The organism is Nitrospira lenta (assembly GCF_900403705.1).
Taxonomy (GTDB): Bacteria; Nitrospirota; Nitrospiria; order Nitrospirales; family Nitrospiraceae; genus Nitrospira_D; species Nitrospira_D lenta.
On record NZ_OUNR01000012.1, the window covers coordinates 644270 to 662000 of the forward strand.

General features: G+C 58.9%; 19 protein-coding genes and 1 pseudogene. 6 read left to right on the forward strand and 14 right to left on the reverse strand.

The genetic code is table 11. From position 1 onward, the window contains the following. The first annotated feature begins 31 nt into the window (after window positions 1-31). A complete protein-coding gene (locus NITLEN_RS09485; RefSeq protein ID WP_181416764.1) occupies window positions 32-1717 on the forward strand; it encodes a formate--tetrahydrofolate ligase in 1686 nt (561 codons plus the stop codon). 6 nt (window positions 1718-1723) lie between these two features. On the opposite strand, the gene hflC is transcribed toward NITLEN_RS09485, so the two are convergent. The 4 genes from hflC to NITLEN_RS09505 all read right to left on the reverse strand — a co-directional run bounded on the left by hflC (window position 1724) and on the right by NITLEN_RS09505 (window position 6005). Beyond that, window positions 1724-2584 carry a protease modulator HflC gene (gene hflC / locus NITLEN_RS09490; protein WP_121989343.1) on the reverse strand — a complete coding sequence of 287 codons (861 nt, stop codon included), beginning with the start codon at window positions 2582-2584 and terminating at the stop codon, window positions 1724-1726. Beyond that, window positions 2581-3615 (reverse strand): FtsH protease activity modulator HflK, encoded by a 1035-nt coding sequence (gene hflK / locus NITLEN_RS09495; RefSeq protein ID WP_121989344.1) that lies wholly within the window; start codon window positions 3613-3615, stop codon window positions 2581-2583. The genes hflC and hflK overlap by 4 nt, the downstream gene beginning before the upstream one ends. 157 nt (window positions 3616-3772) lie before the next feature. Further along, the gene (gene arsS / locus NITLEN_RS09500) at window positions 3773-4810 is read right to left on the reverse strand and encodes an arsenosugar biosynthesis radical SAM (seleno)protein ArsS (protein ID WP_121989345.1); all 1038 of its coding nucleotides are present in this window, start codon (window positions 4808-4810) and stop codon (window positions 3773-3775) included. Window positions 4811-4817: 7 nt separating this feature from the next. Then, window positions 4818-6005, reverse strand: a complete 1188-nt coding sequence (locus NITLEN_RS09505; RefSeq protein WP_121989346.1) for a methyltransferase domain-containing protein — start codon at window positions 6003-6005, stop codon at window positions 4818-4820. A gap of 312 nt (window positions 6006-6317) precedes the next feature. On the opposite strand from NITLEN_RS09505, the gene NITLEN_RS09510 reads away from it, so the two are divergent. Together NITLEN_RS09510 and NITLEN_RS09515 are read left to right on the forward strand one after the other, a co-directional pair. Beyond that, entirely contained in the window at window positions 6318-6815 is a 498-nt protein-coding gene (locus NITLEN_RS09510) for a hypothetical protein (RefSeq protein WP_121989347.1), read from the forward strand. A 99-nt stretch (window positions 6816-6914) separates the two neighbouring features. Next, the gene (locus NITLEN_RS09515) at window positions 6915-7958 is read left to right on the forward strand and encodes a glycosaminoglycan attachment site (RefSeq protein WP_121989348.1); all 1044 of its coding nucleotides are present in this window, start codon (window positions 6915-6917) and stop codon (window positions 7956-7958) included. Window positions 7959-8061: 103 nt separating this feature from the next. Here NITLEN_RS09515 and NITLEN_RS09520 read toward each other — a convergent pair whose 3' ends face one another. The 10 genes from NITLEN_RS09520 to NITLEN_RS09565 form a co-directional block, all read right to left on the reverse strand. Then, window positions 8062-8658: a cytochrome P460 family protein gene (locus NITLEN_RS09520; protein WP_121989349.1), complete on the reverse strand. Its 597-nt coding sequence runs from the start codon at window positions 8656-8658 to the stop codon at window positions 8062-8064. A gap of 265 nt (window positions 8659-8923) precedes the next feature. Then, window positions 8924-9463, reverse strand: a complete 540-nt coding sequence (locus tag NITLEN_RS09525) for a hypothetical protein (RefSeq protein WP_146216153.1) — start codon at window positions 9461-9463, stop codon at window positions 8924-8926. Between the two features lie 49 nt (window positions 9464-9512). After that, on the reverse strand, window positions 9513-9908 hold the full coding sequence (locus NITLEN_RS09530; RefSeq protein ID WP_121989351.1) for a TfoX/Sxy family protein: 396 nt from the start codon (window positions 9906-9908) through the stop codon (window positions 9513-9515). Window positions 9909-9914: 6 nt separating this feature from the next. Beyond that, window positions 9915-10772, reverse strand: a complete 858-nt coding sequence (locus NITLEN_RS09535) for a class I SAM-dependent methyltransferase (protein WP_121989352.1) — start codon at window positions 10770-10772, stop codon at window positions 9915-9917. A gap of 16 nt (window positions 10773-10788) precedes the next feature. Continuing rightward, a complete protein-coding gene (locus tag NITLEN_RS09540; RefSeq protein WP_121989353.1) occupies window positions 10789-11049 on the reverse strand; it encodes a MoaD/ThiS family protein in 261 nt (86 codons plus the stop codon). Beyond that, window positions 11046-12203 (reverse strand): WD40/YVTN/BNR-like repeat-containing protein, encoded by a 1158-nt coding sequence (locus NITLEN_RS09545; RefSeq protein ID WP_121989354.1) that lies wholly within the window; start codon window positions 12201-12203, stop codon window positions 11046-11048. Before NITLEN_RS09545 ends, NITLEN_RS09540 begins: the two co-directional genes overlap by 4 nt. Window positions 12204-12223: 20 nt before the next feature. Continuing rightward, window positions 12224-12658 carry a hypothetical protein gene (locus NITLEN_RS09550; protein ID WP_121989355.1) on the reverse strand — a complete coding sequence of 145 codons (435 nt, stop codon included), beginning with the start codon at window positions 12656-12658 and terminating at the stop codon, window positions 12224-12226. Between the two features lie 73 nt (window positions 12659-12731). Beyond that, a complete protein-coding gene (locus NITLEN_RS09555; RefSeq protein ID WP_181416758.1) occupies window positions 12732-13334 on the reverse strand; it encodes a DUF1579 domain-containing protein in 603 nt (200 codons plus the stop codon). A 224-nt stretch (window positions 13335-13558) separates the two neighbouring features. Next, window positions 13559-14809, reverse strand: coding sequence for an RNA polymerase sigma factor (locus NITLEN_RS09560; protein WP_121989356.1), 1251 nt, complete (start codon window positions 14807-14809; stop codon window positions 13559-13561). A gap of 10 nt (window positions 14810-14819) precedes the next feature. Next, a complete protein-coding gene (locus NITLEN_RS09565) occupies window positions 14820-15176 on the reverse strand; it encodes a YciI family protein (protein ID WP_121989357.1) in 357 nt (118 codons plus the stop codon). Window positions 15177-15519: 343 nt separating this feature from the next. Here NITLEN_RS09565 and NITLEN_RS09570 point away from each other — a divergent pair, with 343 nt between their 5' ends. From NITLEN_RS09570 to NITLEN_RS09575, 3 genes and pseudogenes are all read left to right on the forward strand, one after another. Then, a complete protein-coding gene (locus NITLEN_RS09570) occupies window positions 15520-15903 on the forward strand; it encodes a PilZ domain-containing protein (protein WP_121989358.1) in 384 nt (127 codons plus the stop codon). Window positions 15904-16054: 151 nt separating this feature from the next. Then, window positions 16055-16411 (forward strand): annotated as a pseudogene (locus tag NITLEN_RS18555) (cation:proton antiporter domain-containing protein); the annotation flags it as partial. A gap of 106 nt (window positions 16412-16517) precedes the next feature. After that, the gene (locus NITLEN_RS09575) at window positions 16518-17663 is read left to right on the forward strand and encodes a cation:proton antiporter (RefSeq protein WP_281267795.1); all 1146 of its coding nucleotides are present in this window, start codon (window positions 16518-16520) and stop codon (window positions 17661-17663) included. The last annotated feature ends 68 nt before the right edge of the window (window positions 17664-17731 follow it).

The following is a 17731-nucleotide window of genomic DNA, read 5'->3' on the forward strand; positions in this document are numbered from 1 at the left end:
CTTCATTCGCATTGTATTTTCTTAGAGGGGTATTGTGACTGATCTCCAAATCTCCCGATCCGTCCGACCTAGACCCATTCTTGATATTGCCGAACAGCTTGGCCTTCAGGCCGACGAAGTCTCAACCTTCGGCATAAACAAAGCGAAAATATCATTGCGGGTATTGAATCGTCTCAAGGCTCGCCCATTAGGACGGTATGTGCTGGTGACCGCGATTAATCCGACTCCTCTTGGCGAAGGAAAGACGACGACATCGATTGGGCTGGCGATGGGACTTTCCCGGTTAGGCAAACGCGCGGCTGTGACGCTCAGGCAGCCATCTCTCGGTCCGGTATTTGGGATTAAGGGTGGCGGTACCGGAGGCGGGCGTGCTCAGGTGCTTCCCATGGAGGAGATCAATCTACATTTTACCGGTGATGCCCACGCGGTTGCTGCGAGCCACAACCTTCTTTCCGCTTTCTTGGATAATCATCTGTTTCATGGCAACGAATGCGCCTTTGATATAGAGCGAATTGCCTGGCCCAGAACGATGGGCGTCAGCGACCGCGCACTCCGCCAGGTTATGGTAGGAGAAAAAGCGCAGCAGCATGGCAGCCAATTTGTGATCACCGAAGCTTCCGAAATCATGGCCATTCTTGCCTTGGCATCAAGCCAGGTAGACCTTCGTCAACGGCTTGGCCGGACCATGGTGGGGTTGAAACAGTCCGGCGCTGTGGGAACCGCCGAAGAGCTGGGCTGCGCGGGGGCAATGGCGGTCTTATTGAAGGATGCGTTGCTGCCCAACCTGGTGCAGACGTTAGAGGGAACGCCGGCTTTTGTGCATGCCGGGCCGTTCGGCAATATTGCCCACGGCAATTGTTCCATCCTATCCGATGCCGTGGCACTGAGATGCGCGGATTATGTCGTTACCGAGGCTGGATTCGGGAGTGACCTGGGTGCCGAGAAGTTTTTCAATATTAAGTGCCGCGTATCAGGATTCAAGCCGGCGGCCGCCGTTGTCGTCGCGACCCTACGAGCTCTGAAGTTGCATGGCAGTGGAGGAGTTGCCAAGGTCGGGGCGCCACTGCCCTCAGGATTGACCGGTCCCAACATGCCTGCCCTGGAGAAGGGCTTTGCGAACCTTGAACAACATATTGCCAACGCGCGGATCCACGGCATTCCGGTTGTCGTCGCGGTCAATGCGTTCAAGGATGATGTACCTGCAGAATTGGAGTGGGTCAGGAACCGGTCCCGAGAGGTTGGTGCGATCGATGCGGCCGTCTCGACTCATTGGGCCGATGGGGGGCGAGGCGCAGAACTGCTGGCCGACGCCGTGGTTCGTGCCGTGGAGCAGCCCGCGAACTTTACGCATCTCTACGATGTGAATTGGCCGATCAGGAAGAAGATTGAAACAATTGCCACGAAGATGTATGGGGCAGCCGGAGTCAGTTTTGAGGCGACGGCGGATCGTCAGATTGACGCGGCCGAGTCTCTAGGATTTGGGAGGATGCCTGTTTGCATGGCGAAGACGCCGTTGTCTTTGTCGCATGATCCGGCGCTTAAGGGGAGACCCACTGGATTTACGGTTCCGATCAAGGAATTGCGCATTCTCGCTGGGGCTGGATTTGTGACGGCAGTTTGTTCAGGGATTCAGCTGATGCCCGGCTTGCCAAAGAAGCCAGCCGGCGAACGGGTTGACCTGGATCCGGTGAGCGGAGAAATTGTCGGACTTTCGTAGCGGACGCTAGCGCTGTTTCAGATAGCGGAAGAACTCTGAATCCGGGCTCAGCACCATGGTCGACTTGTCTTTGAACGCTCTCTTATACGCTTCCATCGAACGAGTGAATTCAAAGAACTTCGGATCTTGCCGGTAGGCATCGGCGTAGACCTTGAAAGCCTTTGCGTCTCCGGCTCCCCGTAACTCTTCAGATTCCTTATAGGCCTGAGCCAGAATGATCTCCCGGTCTTTCTCCGCTTCAGATCGAATTTTTTGCGCTTCCTCTGCGCCTTCCGCACGATACTGCTTCGCCTGCCGTTCCCGCTCAGCTTGCATGCGGGCAAACACTGCCTTCTCGTTTTGTTCAGGAAGGTCGGCGCGCTTGATGCGCACATCCTGAATTTCGATTCCATAGACGGAGGCCTTCTCATTCGATCGTTGCGTCACGATCTTCATGAGGTCGTGGCGTCCGGTGGCGACGATCTCTAGGAGGTCGTGGCGTCCGAGTTCGACACGCAGTTCTGAATAGATAATATCGTGCAACCGCTGGAGCGCCCCGCGCTGGCTTTGAAAGTTTTGATAAACCTTCAGCGGATCGGTAATGCGCCACTTCGCGAAATTGTCGAGGAGCAGCGTTTTCTTATCCTGCGTGATGACATCCTGGGCGTCCGAGTCGTAGTCCAGCAGACGTTTGTCGAAATACGTGACTTCTTGAATGAATGGCACTTTGACGTAGAGCCCGGGCTCGGTGAGATTGCGTTTCGGTTTTCCGAGTTCGACCACAATGGCATTCTGGGTGATATCGACGATGAAGAGCGGTGAGGCCCCTAGCACAAACAGGCCTCCGACAACGACGAGCAGCGCGATCATCAGGCCTTGCTTCGTCATGGCTTTTGCTCCTCGGCGGAGGCGCCAGAGCGCGATTTGAGCCGGTCGAGCGGGAGATACGGGAGCACGCGCTCTCCGCCTTTTCCGTCGATGATCACTTTGTCGATATTGGGCAAAATCTCTTCCATGGTTTCAATATACAGGCGCTTACTGATGATGTCTTTGGCCTGATTGTATTCCTTGAGCGTGGCGACGAACCGGTTGGCTTCTCCCTGTGCGCGATTCAACCGCGCTTGGGCATAGCCCTTCGCTTGGTTCACGACTTGTGCCGCTTCGCCTTTGGCTTTGGGGAGGATGTCGTTGCGATAGCTTTGAGATTGGTTGATCAGCTTCTCGCGATCTTCCTTGGCATTGGTCACGTCTTTGAAAGCGGCCGCAACGGCTTCCGGCGGATCCACATCTTGGAGCTGAATCGCCGCGATCTGCACGCCGCTTTGATATTGGTCGAGAATGGATTGCAGCAACACCATGGTGTCCTGTTGGATTTGCGCTTTCCCGGTGGTGAGCGCTTCGTCGATTTTGCTCTTGCCGACGATTTCTCGCATGGACGCTTCTGCGGCTTTGCCGATAGTGTCGTGAATATCGGCGACATTGAAGAGATAGTTCGCAGACTCTTTAATCTTATATTGCACGATGAACTCGATGGCCAGAATGTTCATGTCGCCGGTGAGCATCAGCGCTTCCTGCGCGAGCATCTGCTGGCGCCCCTGCCGGTCCGTACGGAATCCCACTTCAATGCGGTGAAGCTTTTCAACTTTCGGCTGCAAGACCGATTCGACCAGAGGGATTTTGACATGCGGGCCCGGGCCCACCGTTCGAACGGGGATGCCGAACCGTTTAACGACGCCTTCTTCATCCGGGGCGACAATAAACGCGCTCTGCCAGGCCACAAAGACCAGCACGCCTACGAGCAGCAGGCTTTTCATGCCGCCGGACGGGACAAGCCCTTGCAACTGCGACTGCGCCTGTTTCAGCGCATCGTCGAGCTTGTCGTTCTTTTTATTCCAGGGATCGTTGGGGTTCCAGACCATAGATGTATTGGGGATAGTGGATGAATGTGATCTGGCGTCACCCTAGCAGAGTGGATCCTGCGACGCAACCGCCCGCCTTAGGCCGTGTCGGCTTGTCGCGCGCGAAGTCTCGTGTGAGATCTATGGGGAGCAGAGAGCCCAGCAAGGACTAGTGAGATTACGATGCCACGGCTCCGCCGCATGAGGAGCCAGACCCGGCCGTGCAGCCATAGCAATGGTTGCGGGTGACGATCCGCCGCTGATTGAGGAGCGCCGGATCAAAGTCACGAATGTGGCCCGGCGCTCCATGATCCACCGGCAGTTCCAGCATCTGATTGAAATCGCAGTCGTAGAGCGTGCCGTCCCAACTGACGGACAGCGTATAGCGGCACATCACACCGGCCGCCGCCGCTGGATTGAAGGCATTGGCCAATCGCTCCATGTAGCCGGCATAGTTGCCACTCTCCACCAGAAACTCCAGAAACCGGCTCACCGGCATATTGGTAATCGTGTAGAGGTGATTGAATTCCACGCCGTGCCTGGTACGGAGTTCCTTTCTGAATTGGGCTTCGATCGCGTCCTGCTTCGGTGGGAGAAAAGCGCCCACCGGATTATGCACGAGATTGAGCAGCAGTCCGCTTCCCTCTCGTCCATAGCCGAGCCCGTTCAAGAGCCGCAGTCCTTCAATGGATTTGTCAAAGATCCCTTCGCCGCGTTGCGCATCGGTCTGACTGGCACGGTAGTAGGGTAGCGAGGCGACGACCTCCACGCGGTGAGCGGCGAGAAACTCCGCGAGGTCGGACTGTGACGGGATCTGCAAGATCGATAAGTTGCAACGATCCATGACATGACGCCCCAGCGCGTGGGCCTGCTCCACCAGCCACCGGAAATTCGGGTTCAGTTCCGGCGCCCCGCCGGTGATATCGACCGTGGGAATGTCGGTCTGAGCCAGCGCGGCTATGCACAGCTCCGCCGTTTCCCGTGACATGCTTTCCGTGCGGTCCGGTCCGGCATCCACGTGACAATGCCGGCAGGTTTGATTGCACAGCTTGCCGACGTTGATTTGGAAGACCGTGATTCCGGAAGCGTGGAGCGAAGACAGCCCGGTCTGTGTGAGACGGGTTGCAAAGGGAGTGATGGTCGTCTCGTCGAGAATGCGCAGCTGTTCCGTCGAAGAGGCGAGGGGATTGTGGCGGCCTAGGAGGGTGAGCGCCATCGGATTTTTAGCAGCACCCGCCCGTCGGCGCGCAATTCACGGCGTCCCCGCCCACGGGCTGGCTGGCGCGATTGAGAATGGCAAAGTGCGGCGCATAGCCATCCGTTTCAAGGACCGTGAGCGTCTTCGAACAGATTTCAAGGGGCTCGCCGCGGCGGAACACATGGTGATCATCATCGTGCGCTTCCAGGAACGGGCCGGCTAAGAGCGCGTAGTCGCCTTTCCAGGTACAGGGAACCTGTTCAGGAAACACGGCGGTCCATCGCGGATCCTCGCGGTTGAGCCACTGGGGAGTCTCGGAGAACATAAACAGCGACGCGAAGGGCGGCCGACTCAGCAATGCCGCCAGTTCCGGCGTCAGCGGCTGTGGAATGCCGCGCATGTACGTGGTGCCTCGTTCATCGAGCACGCGGCTGAAGGGGCCACGGAGGGTGGCATATCGTGCCGAGTGCACCGCTGTTTCAGCGGGAAGTTTGTAGCCGGTCAATGTGACCGAGAAAAAATGAATGCCATCGATCCGTTGCCAGGGGGATGACGTGACCAGATGTAGGCCGACAAACCCGGCCTCGGTCATCCCGGCCATGTACTCAGTCAACGTCAGAGCGCCGGATAAACAGTCGCCCCATTTCTCCGCATCATGCACCAGGTATTGCGGCACGGGTTGATCGGCGACGATGTCGGAAATGGTGAAACGTCCGCCCGGCTTAGAGACGCGGAACATCTCGCGAAAGACCTTCCGCTTGTCGGGAGCCAGATTGATCACGCAGTTGGAAATAATCAGGTCGATAGTGTCGTCAGCGACGGGCATGGCGTCGGCCATCCCTTTGCGGAACTCGACATTAGATGCGGGATAGCCGAGATTGGCAGCGACGACTGCAGCATTCTTTCGCGCAATGTCGAGCATCGTATCGGTCATGTCGATGCCGATCACCTGTCCAGTGGGGCCGACGAGACGCGAGGCCTCGAAACAGTCGATCCCGCCGCCTGACCCGATGTCCAGGACCGTCTCTCCGGCACTAACGGTATTCAGTCCGGCCGGAGTGCCGCACCCATACGAAATCTTAAGGACCTCTTCCGGGATAAACGATTTGAGGTTCGCCATGTCATAGCTGGTCGGGCAGCACATCTGCTCACCAGTGCTGGCGGCCTTGGCGTAACGGTCACTGACTTTTTTCTCAATTTCATCTATCGGCATGGCGTCCTCGTGGTCGAAATTGCTCTAAGAAAGAATGGGTGTATGTACCAACCCTTCCCGATCTACGTCAACCGGGAGCTGGTTGGATGCGACGGCCGGTGTCCGTAGCCTGCAGGATGATACAAGGATCGGTGTCATGCCGATCCCCAGACGAACCTGTGACAAATGGTTTCGCCGTTCCAACTCATTGAAACAGCAGCGGTCAAGGCGTATGGTTCGCAAACAGTGCCTGCGAGTTATGCAGGCAGATATTGGCGCATCCGGCTCTTATGCGGATCGGCCTAAATATTGTTAGGTCTCACGGGAGGGCACGTGGAAGGCGCTGCTTGGGGATTGATTGGAACAGTCGTAGGCGTACTTGCCAGCATTGGTACGACTTGGATGACGAACCTACATGCTGAGTCACTCCAGCGGCACCGCGCTCAAGAAGAACGCGATCAGAGAGCGTCGGCCTTCCAGCAACAGACGCTACTTGATTTACAGGAAGCCATTCACGACTGTCTGCGCTTGATCACAAAAGGTCATGAGGAAGACCGACGATCCGCGAGCAAGAGCGGTGCGTGGGGAGCGACCTTGCTTGACGCAGACCTGGATGAGAGCATCCGTCTCGCCAATAGGCGAGTCGGAATACTTATTGAGCGAGTTGCGGACGACAACTTGAGATTAAAGATAAAGGAATTAATGTTTAGGGCGAATCAGATTCTGAATTCCGACTCGGAACTTGAGGCCGGAAAAATGCTGGTACAGACGTACGTTACTGCAGAGGAAACTCTGCAGAGCGTCGGTACAACCCTGCGCAGGCATTACTAGGGGGCCTGTGAGACCTAGCCAGCCGTTGGAGCGGACGCTTCCGCGCTCTGGCGTCTCTCACGGTACGTTAGGCCGCGCAAGGAAATCGCTTCTCAGACCATGGATCTCTTTACTCCAGTTATTCCATCTCTGAAGCAGCATCCGATCTTTCAGATGCTGCTCCAGGAAACGTTTGCACCGGAACGTCGTGAACTTAGCTCTTGGGCTGACGGTTTTCGCGACCGTGATGGCAAGTTTGTTCAGGAGTTTCAAAGCACCTTTGAGTCTGGATTATGGGAGCTTTACCTGCACGCCTCCACGAAGGTCTGGGGTTTTCAGCTTGACCAGGGATCCGCCTCTCCGGACTTCGTTGTCACCGCTCCGGCTCCGCTATGCATTGAAGCCACCATCGCAGCACCAGCAAGCGGTGGTAAACCGGCCTTTGGATACGACTCATCCGACATCCCGGACGACTTCAGCCAATTCAACGCCGAAGCCTCCATTCGCATATGCAATAGCTTTACGTCGAAGGTAAGGCGCTATCGCGATTACTACGCCACTCTTCCGCACGTAACGAATCGTCCCTTCATAGTGGCCATCGCCGCGTTCGACCGACCGCTGGCGCACTTCGCTGCTGGCCGGTCGATCATAGCTGCCATGTACGGCCTGTATCACGACGAGGCCGCTACTCCGCCAGACGCAGATTGTGTGGTGAGCTACAACGTCTCCGCTGCAACTAAGTCCGAGACAGTTGATGTGCCGCTGGGACTGTTCTGTGAGCCAACCTATCCTGAGGTCTCCGCCGTGATCTACAGCTCGTTGGCTACCTGGGGTAAGGTACGCGCGCTCGCTGATAACCCAGCTGCCAAGACCATCTACCAGACTTTCCATCCCAAAGAGGGCGACCTTCGCCCCGAGGTTCGAAGCACTCCCAAGAAGAATTACAACGAGCACTTGCTCGATGGCCTGTTTGTGCTCCACAACCCATTTGCTCACTTCCCAATTCCTGAGGGAGTCCTCTCCCATCCTCGACTGGCTGAGATTCGTGTCGCGCTAGATGGTGAGTTAGTCACGAAGGCGCCAGACGACTTTCTACTACTGCGCATACTGTGGTCTGTTCACGAGCGAGAGAACAAAAAGGGGACAGGCAGAATAAATCAGTAGACGCACGGGTGAAGCACAGAGCGCTGCCTTACAGGCAAAGATGTCCGCCGCAGCAGCGGGGACTGCGCGGACGCAGCCCCCGCCCCTCGCATGAGAGCCTGTGCTACATCCGACTCCGTGTTTGGAAATATTCGTCGTAGCGGTGGATGAAATCTTTTTGTGCCACCGGGGTGTGGCAGGCGCGGCACTTGGTGAAATCTTCCATCAGCGGTTTGTTCGTCGCATCGTAGGCCGCATATGCCCAGTCGCCGTTTTTCAGATTCTCCGGCAGCTTATCGCCCCAACCCTGTTCCTTCCCCATCACGAACACCTTCGCCAGATCGCCCTTCGCCGGTTTCCCATCCATGCCGGTCATGAGCTTGTCGCCATCCATCTTGGCTTTGTAAATCTCCATCACCATGACCGTGCCGTTCGGAAAGTTCTGTCCTGCCGATGCTCTTGCGCCGGTCGGGTTGATGTAGATGTCGCGAACCTGCTTCGCTTCGCCTTTCGGAATGTCCGTCAGGAACTTTGGCCAAGATTTGTAGTCGGCAGGGAGTGGAAGGCTGCCGTCCGGGCCTGCCGAGGTTGGCATGGCAGACGCCATACCGGAGGGTTTGTCTGCGGCCGCTTTACCGCCCGCTGGTTCTATGGTGTTGCAGCCGCTCAGCGTCAGCAGCAATCCGCCGATGACGAGATAGGATGCGATGGGTTGTCTCATGGCTGGGTTCCTCCTGGGTTGGAATAGTATGGGGCGTCGCCGAATCGTTCCTCTGTTGTCTTGTCCTACGAGGAAAGAAAAAGTGCGGATGTGTTGAGGGAAAACTTTTTCGAGAACGATGTCGGACGCGGATAAATCAGTGCATCTCAGTGTCGCGAGGCATCCAAATGCAGAGGGGATTCGTAAGAGGCAAGGGTCCGCCCCGTCTTCTTCAGACGGGTGTCGTTGCGCGCGAATTTCCCAAACAGCCGCGCTTCCGCGCTCGTTATTCTTTCGATTCTTGTTCCGGATCGATCTCGATCAGGCGATGCCGCCCATTGCCGAGCGGCTCGATCTTGAAGAGGCGCCGGCCGAGGTGAATGGTGCCCGTGACAGCCGCGCCGTTGAGTACGATCAAAAACTCGCCGGAGTCCTGCGGTTTCAGCTGCCCGCGAACGAAGCTCGTATCATTGTTGCGCGCAAGCGTAGAGAGCACATCCAGCTCATACCGGTCCGTATCGAAGAGCTCGACGGCAATCGGCGGAAGCGGTCTGGCTGCGGCGTCTTTCAAGGTGCTCACCAGGCGCTCATCGAAGGCGATGTCTCGCTCGCGGAGAATCGACGGTTTCTTCGGGGGCGGGGGCTGTTCGGATGGACTGACTGCGGGGACGGTACTCCATAGAAGGGGTGCGGGCGATGGCTCCGCTCCGAACGATGTCGCGCCAAGTGAGAGGAGCGCACAGGCCGTCAGTAGCCGTACCGAGCGAATCAGGCGCTGCTGGATCACGCGTGAAGTGGAGAGGGGTGAGCTGAGGCTGGTCAACATGAAGATCATTATAAATCTGAATCAAGCCGGCGGCTATGGGCTCGCTCGGTCAGTGAAGCGCGGGGCGGGTTGTGCGAGCAGGGGTGGAATGGCGGGTCTTGGAAGCAGCGCGCCGCCGTGCCGGTTGGGGATGCTGAGCGGTGCTGGCGGTCTCAGCCCACTGCGTCAACCGAGCGGCATCCTCAAAAATATCGGCAGGGACTTCGTAGTAGGTTTTGAGCGTCATTGTGGAGGTCACGCGAAAGGGTTTCGATCCCATGGCCTGGTAGGCGGCGACGGTCTCCGGCGTGACTTTGAAATACAGCCGGCCCTTGTAAATGATCCCGAAGAAGATAGCTCGATGCCGCAGCCCGTAGCCGCCGAACATGGCTCGACAGGTCAGGCCCCGAAGGTCAGCCAACTGGTCCAGCACAAAATCCTTGAAGCCATCGTGCCTGGAGGCCATCGGGGTTCAGAGGGGTTTGCGCGCTGCGACGATTCGCACGGCTATCGGGAAGACGATCCGGCCGCCGCGCGTGGACTGTGACGCGGCCTGGGTAATGCGCTGTTTCACATCTTGCTGCTGTGACTCGGTCAGCTTGGCCATGAGATTCTGGACCGGCGCGGCGATCTCCATCAGGCTGGTGTAGTACTCGTCGGCGGACGCATACGACCATTCCGCCAGGAACTCCTGGTCCGTCACATCGACGAGTCCAGCTTGCTGGAATAGGCCTGCGAGCTCGCCCGATTTGGCCAATCGAAAGATGCCCGGTGCGGTTGGATCCGGTGGTGGCAGGTCGATGACTTGTTTGATGGCGGCCATCGAGAGCCCAATCGAGGGGTTCTTCTCCGGCGCTGACCAGACGGCCGCCGCCACCCAGCTTCCGGGTTTGAGCACTCGCGCAATCTCCGATGCGGCCTTCGGAATCTCTGGGAGGAACATCAGGCAAAAGCGGCTGGTGACGGCGTCGAACGAGGCCGGCTCAAACGGAAGACTCGTCACATCGCCGGTTTTGAACGAGACATTGGTCAGGCCGAGGCGTGTGGCCTTGCGAGTCGCAGCGGCCAGCATATGCTCGGCGAGGTCCATGCCGACGACGCTACCGGTTGATCCGACGGTTTGCGCGCCCAGCAGAGCGGGGTAGCCGGTGCCGGAGCCGAGATCGAGAACGTGCATGCCTTCGTGAAGGCGGGCGTCGGCCACGAGCCGATGGTTCAGAAACGCCATCTGTTGATCGAAGAGACGATCCCATTTCTCCCAGCCGCCGGCGACGCGGTTCCAATCCTGACGTTGACCTTCGATCATCTTGGCGTTATCGGGAGTCGGCATGGTGTCTCCTCTCAGGTTATCCGCCGCTGAGGGCGCAGACGATAGAGACAGTATCGCCGTTGCAGAGCGGCGCTGACAAGTCCTGGAGCTGCACGTCGTTTACGAAGATTCTGATGTGGGGCCTGATGGCGTCCTGCTCGGTGACGATACGAAACCGGATGCCTGGAAAGCGATGATTCAGGGCTGCCAGTGCCTCCGCAAGCGTGGAGCCTTCTCCCTGCACCTCGCTCTGTTGTGCCGTGTAGGACCGCAAGGCGCTGGGAATATGGACTGTCATCGTCCGAATGTGGCCGCTTCCACGGAATAAATCTCCGGCAGATGCCGGGCGATGCAGGTCCAGGTGGTTCCTGCATTCCGACTCGCCCAGATCTCGCCCTGCGTTGTGCCGACATACAGTCCGACGGCTTCGTACTGATCGTTCGTCATGGCCTGGCGTTTGACCGTCCACCAGGCATTCGAGCGCGGAAACCCTTTGTCCTGTCTGGTCCAGCTTTTCCCGCCGTTGCGGGTCACATAGGCGGCCGGTTTGCCGCCGAGGCTTACGCGCGGCCACACCGTTCCCCCATCCATCGGGAAGACCCAAGCGATGTCGGCGTTGTGCGGATGGACGACCATCGGAAACCCGACGTCGCCGACTTTCTTCGGCATGTTCTTCCCGATCCGCACCCACTCATTGGAGGGCCGGTCGATGCGATAGATGCCGCAGTGATTTTGTTGGTAGAGCCGGTCCGGATTGCTTGGGCACTGCCGCATGCAATGGGGATCGTGATAGGTCACGACGGAGGCCTCAAAGCCATCGACCGTTTCCATGCCCTTGATGAGCGGCACAAAGGTCTTCCCGCCGTCTGTCGATTCGTGCACACCGCCGCCGGACATGCCGAAGTAGAGATGCTGGGGATCGCGCGGGTCCACGATGATGGAGTGCAGCTTTGGCCCGTCCGGCGTGCCGTCCTGGACCGAGCCCATCCATTCGATGTACTGCGGGTCGTCGTTGATGGAGGAGAACGGTTTCCAGGTCGCGCCGCCGTCTTCCGAGCGGAAGAGGCCTTGTGGAGATGTTCCCGCGTACCAGACGTTCGGTTCGTTCGCATGGCAGGGTGTGAGCCAGAAGACATGGCCGACGGAGCGGCCTGTCCCGCCCTCGTCGGCTTTCTGAAAGGCCGGCGGCTTTGCGGCTTCTTTCCAGGTCCTGCCGCGGTCGGTCGACCGGAAAATCGTCGGGCCGAGATGGCCTGTGCTGGCCGCCATGAGTACGGTGCGCCGGTCACGCGGATCGGCGACGACGTGGTGGATGATGTGGCCGAGGAAGGCCGGCGCCGAGAGCTTCCAGGCCCGTCGGCTCGCATCGCTCTTGAGCGTGAACGCGCCTTTCCTGGTGCCGATCAGCAGGGTAACGGCACCGCTACTCACAGGGGATGGCGAGGATGTCATTTCCGGCCTCCGTCCAACGATTATTTCAATGTCTGCAGCGTCTCCCGCAGCTCTTTCAATTCCGTTATGGAAAGATCCAGGTGCTGGTCGCGCTGCGGCTGGTCGTCTTTGAATTTCCACAACCGCCAGAAAATGGCGGTCAATTCCTTCTTGTGCGTCACCGCCAGATCGTAGGCGGGCGTCTTGGCTTGTTCCTTCGTCACGTCGCAAAATGAATCCAGCAGGGCATGCAGCTGGTTATGGTAGTCGTCGAGCGCATTGTCCTTTCCTTTGCCGCCCTTGGCTTTCGCCGCGGTCGCTTCCATCATGTTCGTGAGGTTGATCATGGTGTCGACCCCGCTGGCGCCTTTCGCCTGCGCCGCATAGTCCCCGGCGCGGGGGTAGAAGAAATAACTACAGCCGCTGAGCGTCGTCAGCATCAGGGCCACACTCACTATTCCAATCATGCGTTGCATCTGAGGCCTCCCTTAGGTGATGGGGTTGAAGGCGTAGTCAACCACGCTGCCCACGCGAGGTCAACGTGGTTGGTTATGGTTTCCGCGTATACACGATCTCCAGAAACTTCATCTCCTTGCTGCCGTGGCCGTGCGTTCCGTACATCTCGAACGTCTGATTGTTGCTGTCGATAATCTTCCACACGGCCCGATGTGACATCTTGCCGCCGCCCGGCTCAGGGTGTGAGCCTTTCAGCGTGATGGTCTTGCCATCTGCATTGGCCGTTCCCTCCATGATGAAGATTCCGGTTCCCATTGTATCGATCCAGGCCGTGACGTACTTCTTGGTCACATTGTCGTAGCCATCGATCCCGATGCCGGAGAAGGGCTGCCCCATCATCTGGGCGTGGTATTCCTGATACAAAAAGCGCCCGTCGAGCAGCATCTTCATCTCCGCCGTGCCGGTCGATTCTGTCGGTGGCTTGCCCGGCTCCATCCATTCCTTGGTTGCGGTCGTCCAGCTGCCGGCGAGGCCGGCAAACAGTTTATGGGGTTCACCGGGCTGGGCCAGCTTCTGCCAGAGTTCCATCATGGCCTGCTGGTCCATCGGTTTCTCGTGTTTCTTTTCCTTCGCTATGACCGGAGTTGCAATCAACACGAGCGCTAGGCAGGTGAGGGGAATGAACGGTGCGCGCATAGTGGCCTCCTTGGGTTAGTGCTTGGCCGATGGTTTCAGCTTGGGCAAGCCGGTGTCAAACATGGTGTCGATCATACTCATAAATCGCATGAGACTTCTCTTTACAGGCTGTGCCGCGCGTGCGTCCTGTGTCCGGCAATCGACGACAAATGAGATGGCGTCAGTGGACTTGAATTATACTATTCGTCGTCTTCGGCGTCTGAAATCGACAAGCGGCGCTCCGGTTAATCGAGCTCGGCCAGCCGTTTCTCAAGAAACCGCCGCTCCGGCTCCTGTTTTGTCAGCGCGAGGGCCCGTTCGTAGGAGATGCGGGCGTCTGCTGCCTGCCCCAGCCGCCGGCAAAAGTCGGCTCTGGTGGCATGGATCAGATGATAGTCTGCCAGCTCACCCCTTGTGAGGATGGCGTCCACCAGTGCGAGGCCTGCGGCGGGCCCGTCCCGCATCGCCACGGCCACGGCTCGGTTGAGTTCGACGACAGGGGAGGGCGCCGCGCGCATCAACAGGTCATAGAGGGCGGCGATCTGCGCCCAATCGGTCATCGCGGCGCTCGGTGATTCCGCATGGATGGCGGCGATTGCCGCTTGTACGGTGTAGGGGCCGAACCGTCGTGACGCGAGGGCTCGTTCAACAAGCGAGAGGCCTTCCGTAATCAGTTCCCGGTCCCAGCGTTCACGATCCTGTTGATCCAGGAGAATGATCTCGCCCGTGGCCGACGTCCGTGCCAGGCGTCGCGACTCGTGCAGCAGCATCAACGCCAGCAAGCCCATGACCTCCGGATCCGGCAACAGCTCCAGCAGCAGGCGCCCCAAACGGATCGCCTCGCCCGAGAGATCGGCTCGCGTGAGCGAGGCGCCGGCGGATGCGGAGTACCCTTCGTTGAAGACCAGATAGATGACATGCAGGACCGAATCCAGCCGGTCCGGAAGTTCGGTTGGCGGCGGCACTTCATACGGAATGCGGGCGTCGCGAATTTTTGTCTTGGCGCGGACGATGCGTTGGGCCAGTGTGGTGGGGGACGACAGAAATTCGCGGGCGACTTCTTCGGTCGTGAGACCGCAGACCTCTCGCAATGTCAACGCTAGTTGTGCCTCGGGTTTGAGTGCCGGATGACAGCAGGTAAAGATCAAGCGCAGGCGGTCGTCTTCAATACGGTCTTCGTCTCGCTCAGGCGCCTCATCAGTCGCGGTTTCCATGTCTTTGGCGAGCTCGTGGAGCGATGCATCATAACGGGCGCGCCGTCGTAAGCCGTCGATTGCCTTGAACCGCCCGGTGGAAACGAGCCAGGCGCGCGGGTTGGCGGGGATGCCGTCACGCGCCCATTGTTCCATCGCGGCGGCGAAAGCTTCGTGCAGCGCTTCTTCGGCCAGGTCGAAATCCTTGAGTAGGCGGATAAGCGTCGCGAGGACTCGGCGCGACTCAGCGCGGTAGACTTCATCGGCTTTTGCCCGGGCCTGGATGGTTGGATCATCGCTCATCGCTGGTCCCTCAGGCGCAGCCGCCTTCCTTCATCGGCCGCACTTCGACACTGCCGTACCGGGCGGCCGGGAAATGCGAGGCGATGCGGATCGCATCGTTCAGATCCGGCACATCGAGCATGAGAAATCCGCCCAGCTGTTCCTTCGTTTCGGCAAACGGCCCGTCGGTCGTCGAGGCCTTCCCTTCGCGGACTCGGACGGTCGTGGCGGTCTCCACCGGATGGAGCGGGGAGGCAGCCAGCAGCTGGCCGACCTTCTGCAACCGGTCGCAGTAGGCCATGGATTCGTCCGAGAGCGCAATTCGCTCGGGGCTCGGCAGGGCATGGAGGATTTGTTCTTCGATATAGATCAGACAAAGGTATTTCATGGTGTGCTCCCAGGGGTGATGGGTGGTGTGCCACATGACCGGATATCAGTCTCTGCCGGATAGTCGTCCTGGGGCGCTGAAATCGACAAGGGTCTGTTTGATGCCGGTCCAATATAAAAGGGGAGAGGGTTTCACCGCCAGTCTGAAGATGTCTGGAGAAGAAACCCATTGAAGTATCGAGGGAATCCCGTTTCGGTATCGAGCCGGATAAGCGTAGGGTAGAACAAGATGTCGGTGTCCGGTGCGTAGAGTACGTAGAATTCTGCACAAACACACAAATTCATTCACGAACTGAGAACAGTTGTGTAGAGTCGGCACAGTGAATCGAACGAAAGGACGTCTGATGAAGGCTGCCACAATAATGCCGACGGAGTTGTTTCTCGATATTCGCGAACATACCCGGATGCGCGTGCCGGTTCCCTTCTCTTGCGCGCTGGCGGAGAAGGCGCGGCCGCGCTGGTTTGCGAAAAAGCGGGCCGGCCTCGGCGTGGTGTACGATGTGTCGCTCAAAGGCGCCCGGGTTACCAGTGAAGCCTCGATACATCCGGGTGATCAGGTCACGGTATTGTTGCGGTTGCCGGAACAAGTGGCTCCGTTGGCGGTTGAGCGGGCGACCGTTCGATGGGCCAAGGACCAGACCTTCGGACTTGAGTTCATGCATCTGACGTCCACCGCGGCGACACGGCTGAAGCGCTTTCTCTCCATGCAAGCCCACCTGGTGGCGTGAGCCCTCCCGGCATTCGATGGTCCGCTGAAGAGGCTCCGCTTTTGCCGGCCCAAAGACGGGGATACGGGCGCGTGATTTAGTTGACTCTTTCTCCTTCCATCAGTAGCCTGCGCCCGGGTCCTGCGTTCCGGCAGATTGCGAAAGGCATGCGATGGACGGTCTGCATCATCTCGAGATAGTCATCTTATTACTGGCGGTGGTTCTGTTGCTGACCACCCTCGCAGAGAAGCTCGTCATTCCCTACCCCATTCTGTTAGTCATCGGCGGTTTGATCCTCGGACTGATTCCGGGGATTCCCACGGTCACGCTCAGCCCTGATCTAGTCTTTCTCGTGTTCCTTCCGCCCATCCTGTCGGCGGCCGCCTACTTTACGTCCTGGCGGGAGTTTAAACAGAATCTTCGTCCGATTTCATGGCTGGCGGTTGGGCTGGTTGTGGTCACGACGGCGGTGGTCGCGATCGTGACGCGCGCGGTGCTGCCGGGCCTTGGATGGGCCGAAGCCATTGCGTTGGGCGCCATTGTCTCTCCGCCGGATGCGGTCTCGGCCACCGCCATCGGGAAACGGTTGCGCATTCCCCCGCCGCGTGGTGACGATTCTGGAAGGCGAAAGCTTGGTGAACGATGCGACCGCGCTGGTGTTGTATCGCGCGGCCGTCGGGGCCGCGATCGGCGGGAGTTTCGTGCTGGGCGACGCGCTGCTGCACTTTGTGTTCGCCGCTGTCGGGGGGGTGGCGATTGGGATCGCTGTTGGACTGGCCTCGCGCTGGGCGGTTCGCGGGGCAACCGACAGTTTCACGGAGGTCGCCATTACGCTGGTTACGCCCTATGTGGCGTGGGTGTTGGGCGAAGTGACGCATGTTTCGTCGGTGCTGGCCTGTGTGGCCGTCGGATTGTATGTGCGGCAGCATTTTAGCTCGGCGGTTGCCCCGGCGACGCGGCTGCAGGCGCAGGCGGTCTGGGATCTGCTGATCTTTGTGCTGAACGGGTTTATTTTCATTTTGATCGGGCTCCAGCTTGGCGCCTTGCGTACGGCTATCCCGGCCGGTGGGTTCGGCACGGTCTTGATGGCCGGCGCGACGGTCAGCCTGGCGGTGATTGTCGTGCGTCTCTTCTGGGTGCCGGTGGCGGCGGCGCTGCCCCGGCTGTTGAGCGCAAAGTTGCGGGCCCGCGATCCGATGCCTCCCTGGCCGAATATTTTCGTCACGGCCTGGACCGGCATGCGCGGAATCGTCACGCTGGCGGCGGCGTTGGCGCTGCCGGTGACGACGGCATCCGGCGCCCCGTTTCCGTTTCGCGCGGAGATCATCTTGATCAGTTTTTCCGTGATCCTTGTGACGCTGGTTCTCCAGGGCCTTTCGCTGACGCCGATCATCCGCTGGTTGCATCTGAAGGAAGATAGCAGTCTCGAACAGGAAGAAAGACTCGCGCGTGGGGAGGCGGCTTCGGCGGCGTTGAGGCGATTGGACGGATTGGCCGGGGAGAGTGGCGTCCTGGTGGAGCCTGTCGAGCGCCTGCGGGCCCATTACAATATGCAACTCAAGCGGTTTGCCGGATCCAGCCCTGTCGACAAGGAGTATTCGCTTGAGATGGGGGAGCAGTTTCGGCAGCTGCGGCATGACACGTTGACCGCCGAACGGCTTCGGCTGATTCAATTGCGAAACGCGGGTACGATCAGCGATGAGGTCTTGCACCGGCTCGAACGGGAACTCGATGTCGAAGCGCTGCGCACCGGTATCGGTGAGCGCCGTGTGAAGCGATGAACGGATAACCGGCCGTTCAATGTGACCGCTGCCGCCCGCCTTTTCCTCACCTGCTTTTTTGAGCCAGT

Bases quoted from the DNA above. Each gene is read 5' to 3' on its own strand.
- NITLEN_RS09520 (WP_121989349.1), bottom strand. From the start codon at position 8,658: ATGAGACAACCCATCGCATCCTATCTCGTCATCGGCGGATTGCTGCTG.
- NITLEN_RS09505 (WP_121989346.1), bottom strand. From the start codon at position 6,005: ATGCCGATAGATGAAATTGAGAAAAAAGTCAGTGACCGTTACGCCAAG.
- arsS (WP_121989345.1), bottom strand. From the start codon at position 4,810: ATGGCGCTCACCCTCCTAGGCCGCCACAATCCCCTCGCCTCTTCGACG.
- hflK (WP_121989344.1), bottom strand. From the start codon at position 3,615: ATGGTCTGGAACCCCAACGATCCCTGGAATAAAAAGAACGACAAGCTC.
- NITLEN_RS09570 (WP_121989358.1), top strand. From the start codon at position 15,520: ATGAAGGCTGCCACAATAATGCCGACGGAGTTGTTTCTCGATATTCGC.
- NITLEN_RS09525 (WP_146216153.1), bottom strand. From the start codon at position 9,463: ATGTTGACCAGCCTCAGCTCACCCCTCTCCACTTCACGCGTGATCCAG.
- NITLEN_RS09555 (WP_181416758.1), bottom strand. From the start codon at position 13,334: ATGCGCGCACCGTTCATTCCCCTCACCTGCCTAGCGCTCGTGTTGATT.
- NITLEN_RS09515 (WP_121989348.1), top strand. From the start codon at position 6,915: ATGGATCTCTTTACTCCAGTTATTCCATCTCTGAAGCAGCATCCGATC.
- hflC (WP_121989343.1), bottom strand. From the start codon at position 2,584: ATGACGAAGCAAGGCCTGATGATCGCGCTGCTCGTCGTTGTCGGAGGC.
- NITLEN_RS09550 (WP_121989355.1), bottom strand. From the start codon at position 12,658: ATGCAACGCATGATTGGAATAGTGAGTGTGGCCCTGATGCTGACGACG.
- NITLEN_RS09545 (WP_121989354.1), bottom strand. From the start codon at position 12,203: ATGACATCCTCGCCATCCCCTGTGAGTAGCGGTGCCGTTACCCTGCTG.
- NITLEN_RS09535 (WP_121989352.1), bottom strand. From the start codon at position 10,772: ATGCCGACTCCCGATAACGCCAAGATGATCGAAGGTCAACGTCAGGAT.
- NITLEN_RS09530 (WP_121989351.1), bottom strand. From the start codon at position 9,908: ATGGCCTCCAGGCACGATGGCTTCAAGGATTTTGTGCTGGACCAGTTG.
- NITLEN_RS09540 (WP_121989353.1), bottom strand. From the start codon at position 11,049: ATGACAGTCCATATTCCCAGCGCCTTGCGGTCCTACACGGCACAACAG.
- NITLEN_RS09565 (WP_121989357.1), bottom strand. From the start codon at position 15,176: ATGAAATACCTTTGTCTGATCTATATCGAAGAACAAATCCTCCATGCC.
- NITLEN_RS09560 (WP_121989356.1), bottom strand. From the start codon at position 14,809: ATGAGCGATGATCCAACCATCCAGGCCCGGGCAAAAGCCGATGAAGTC.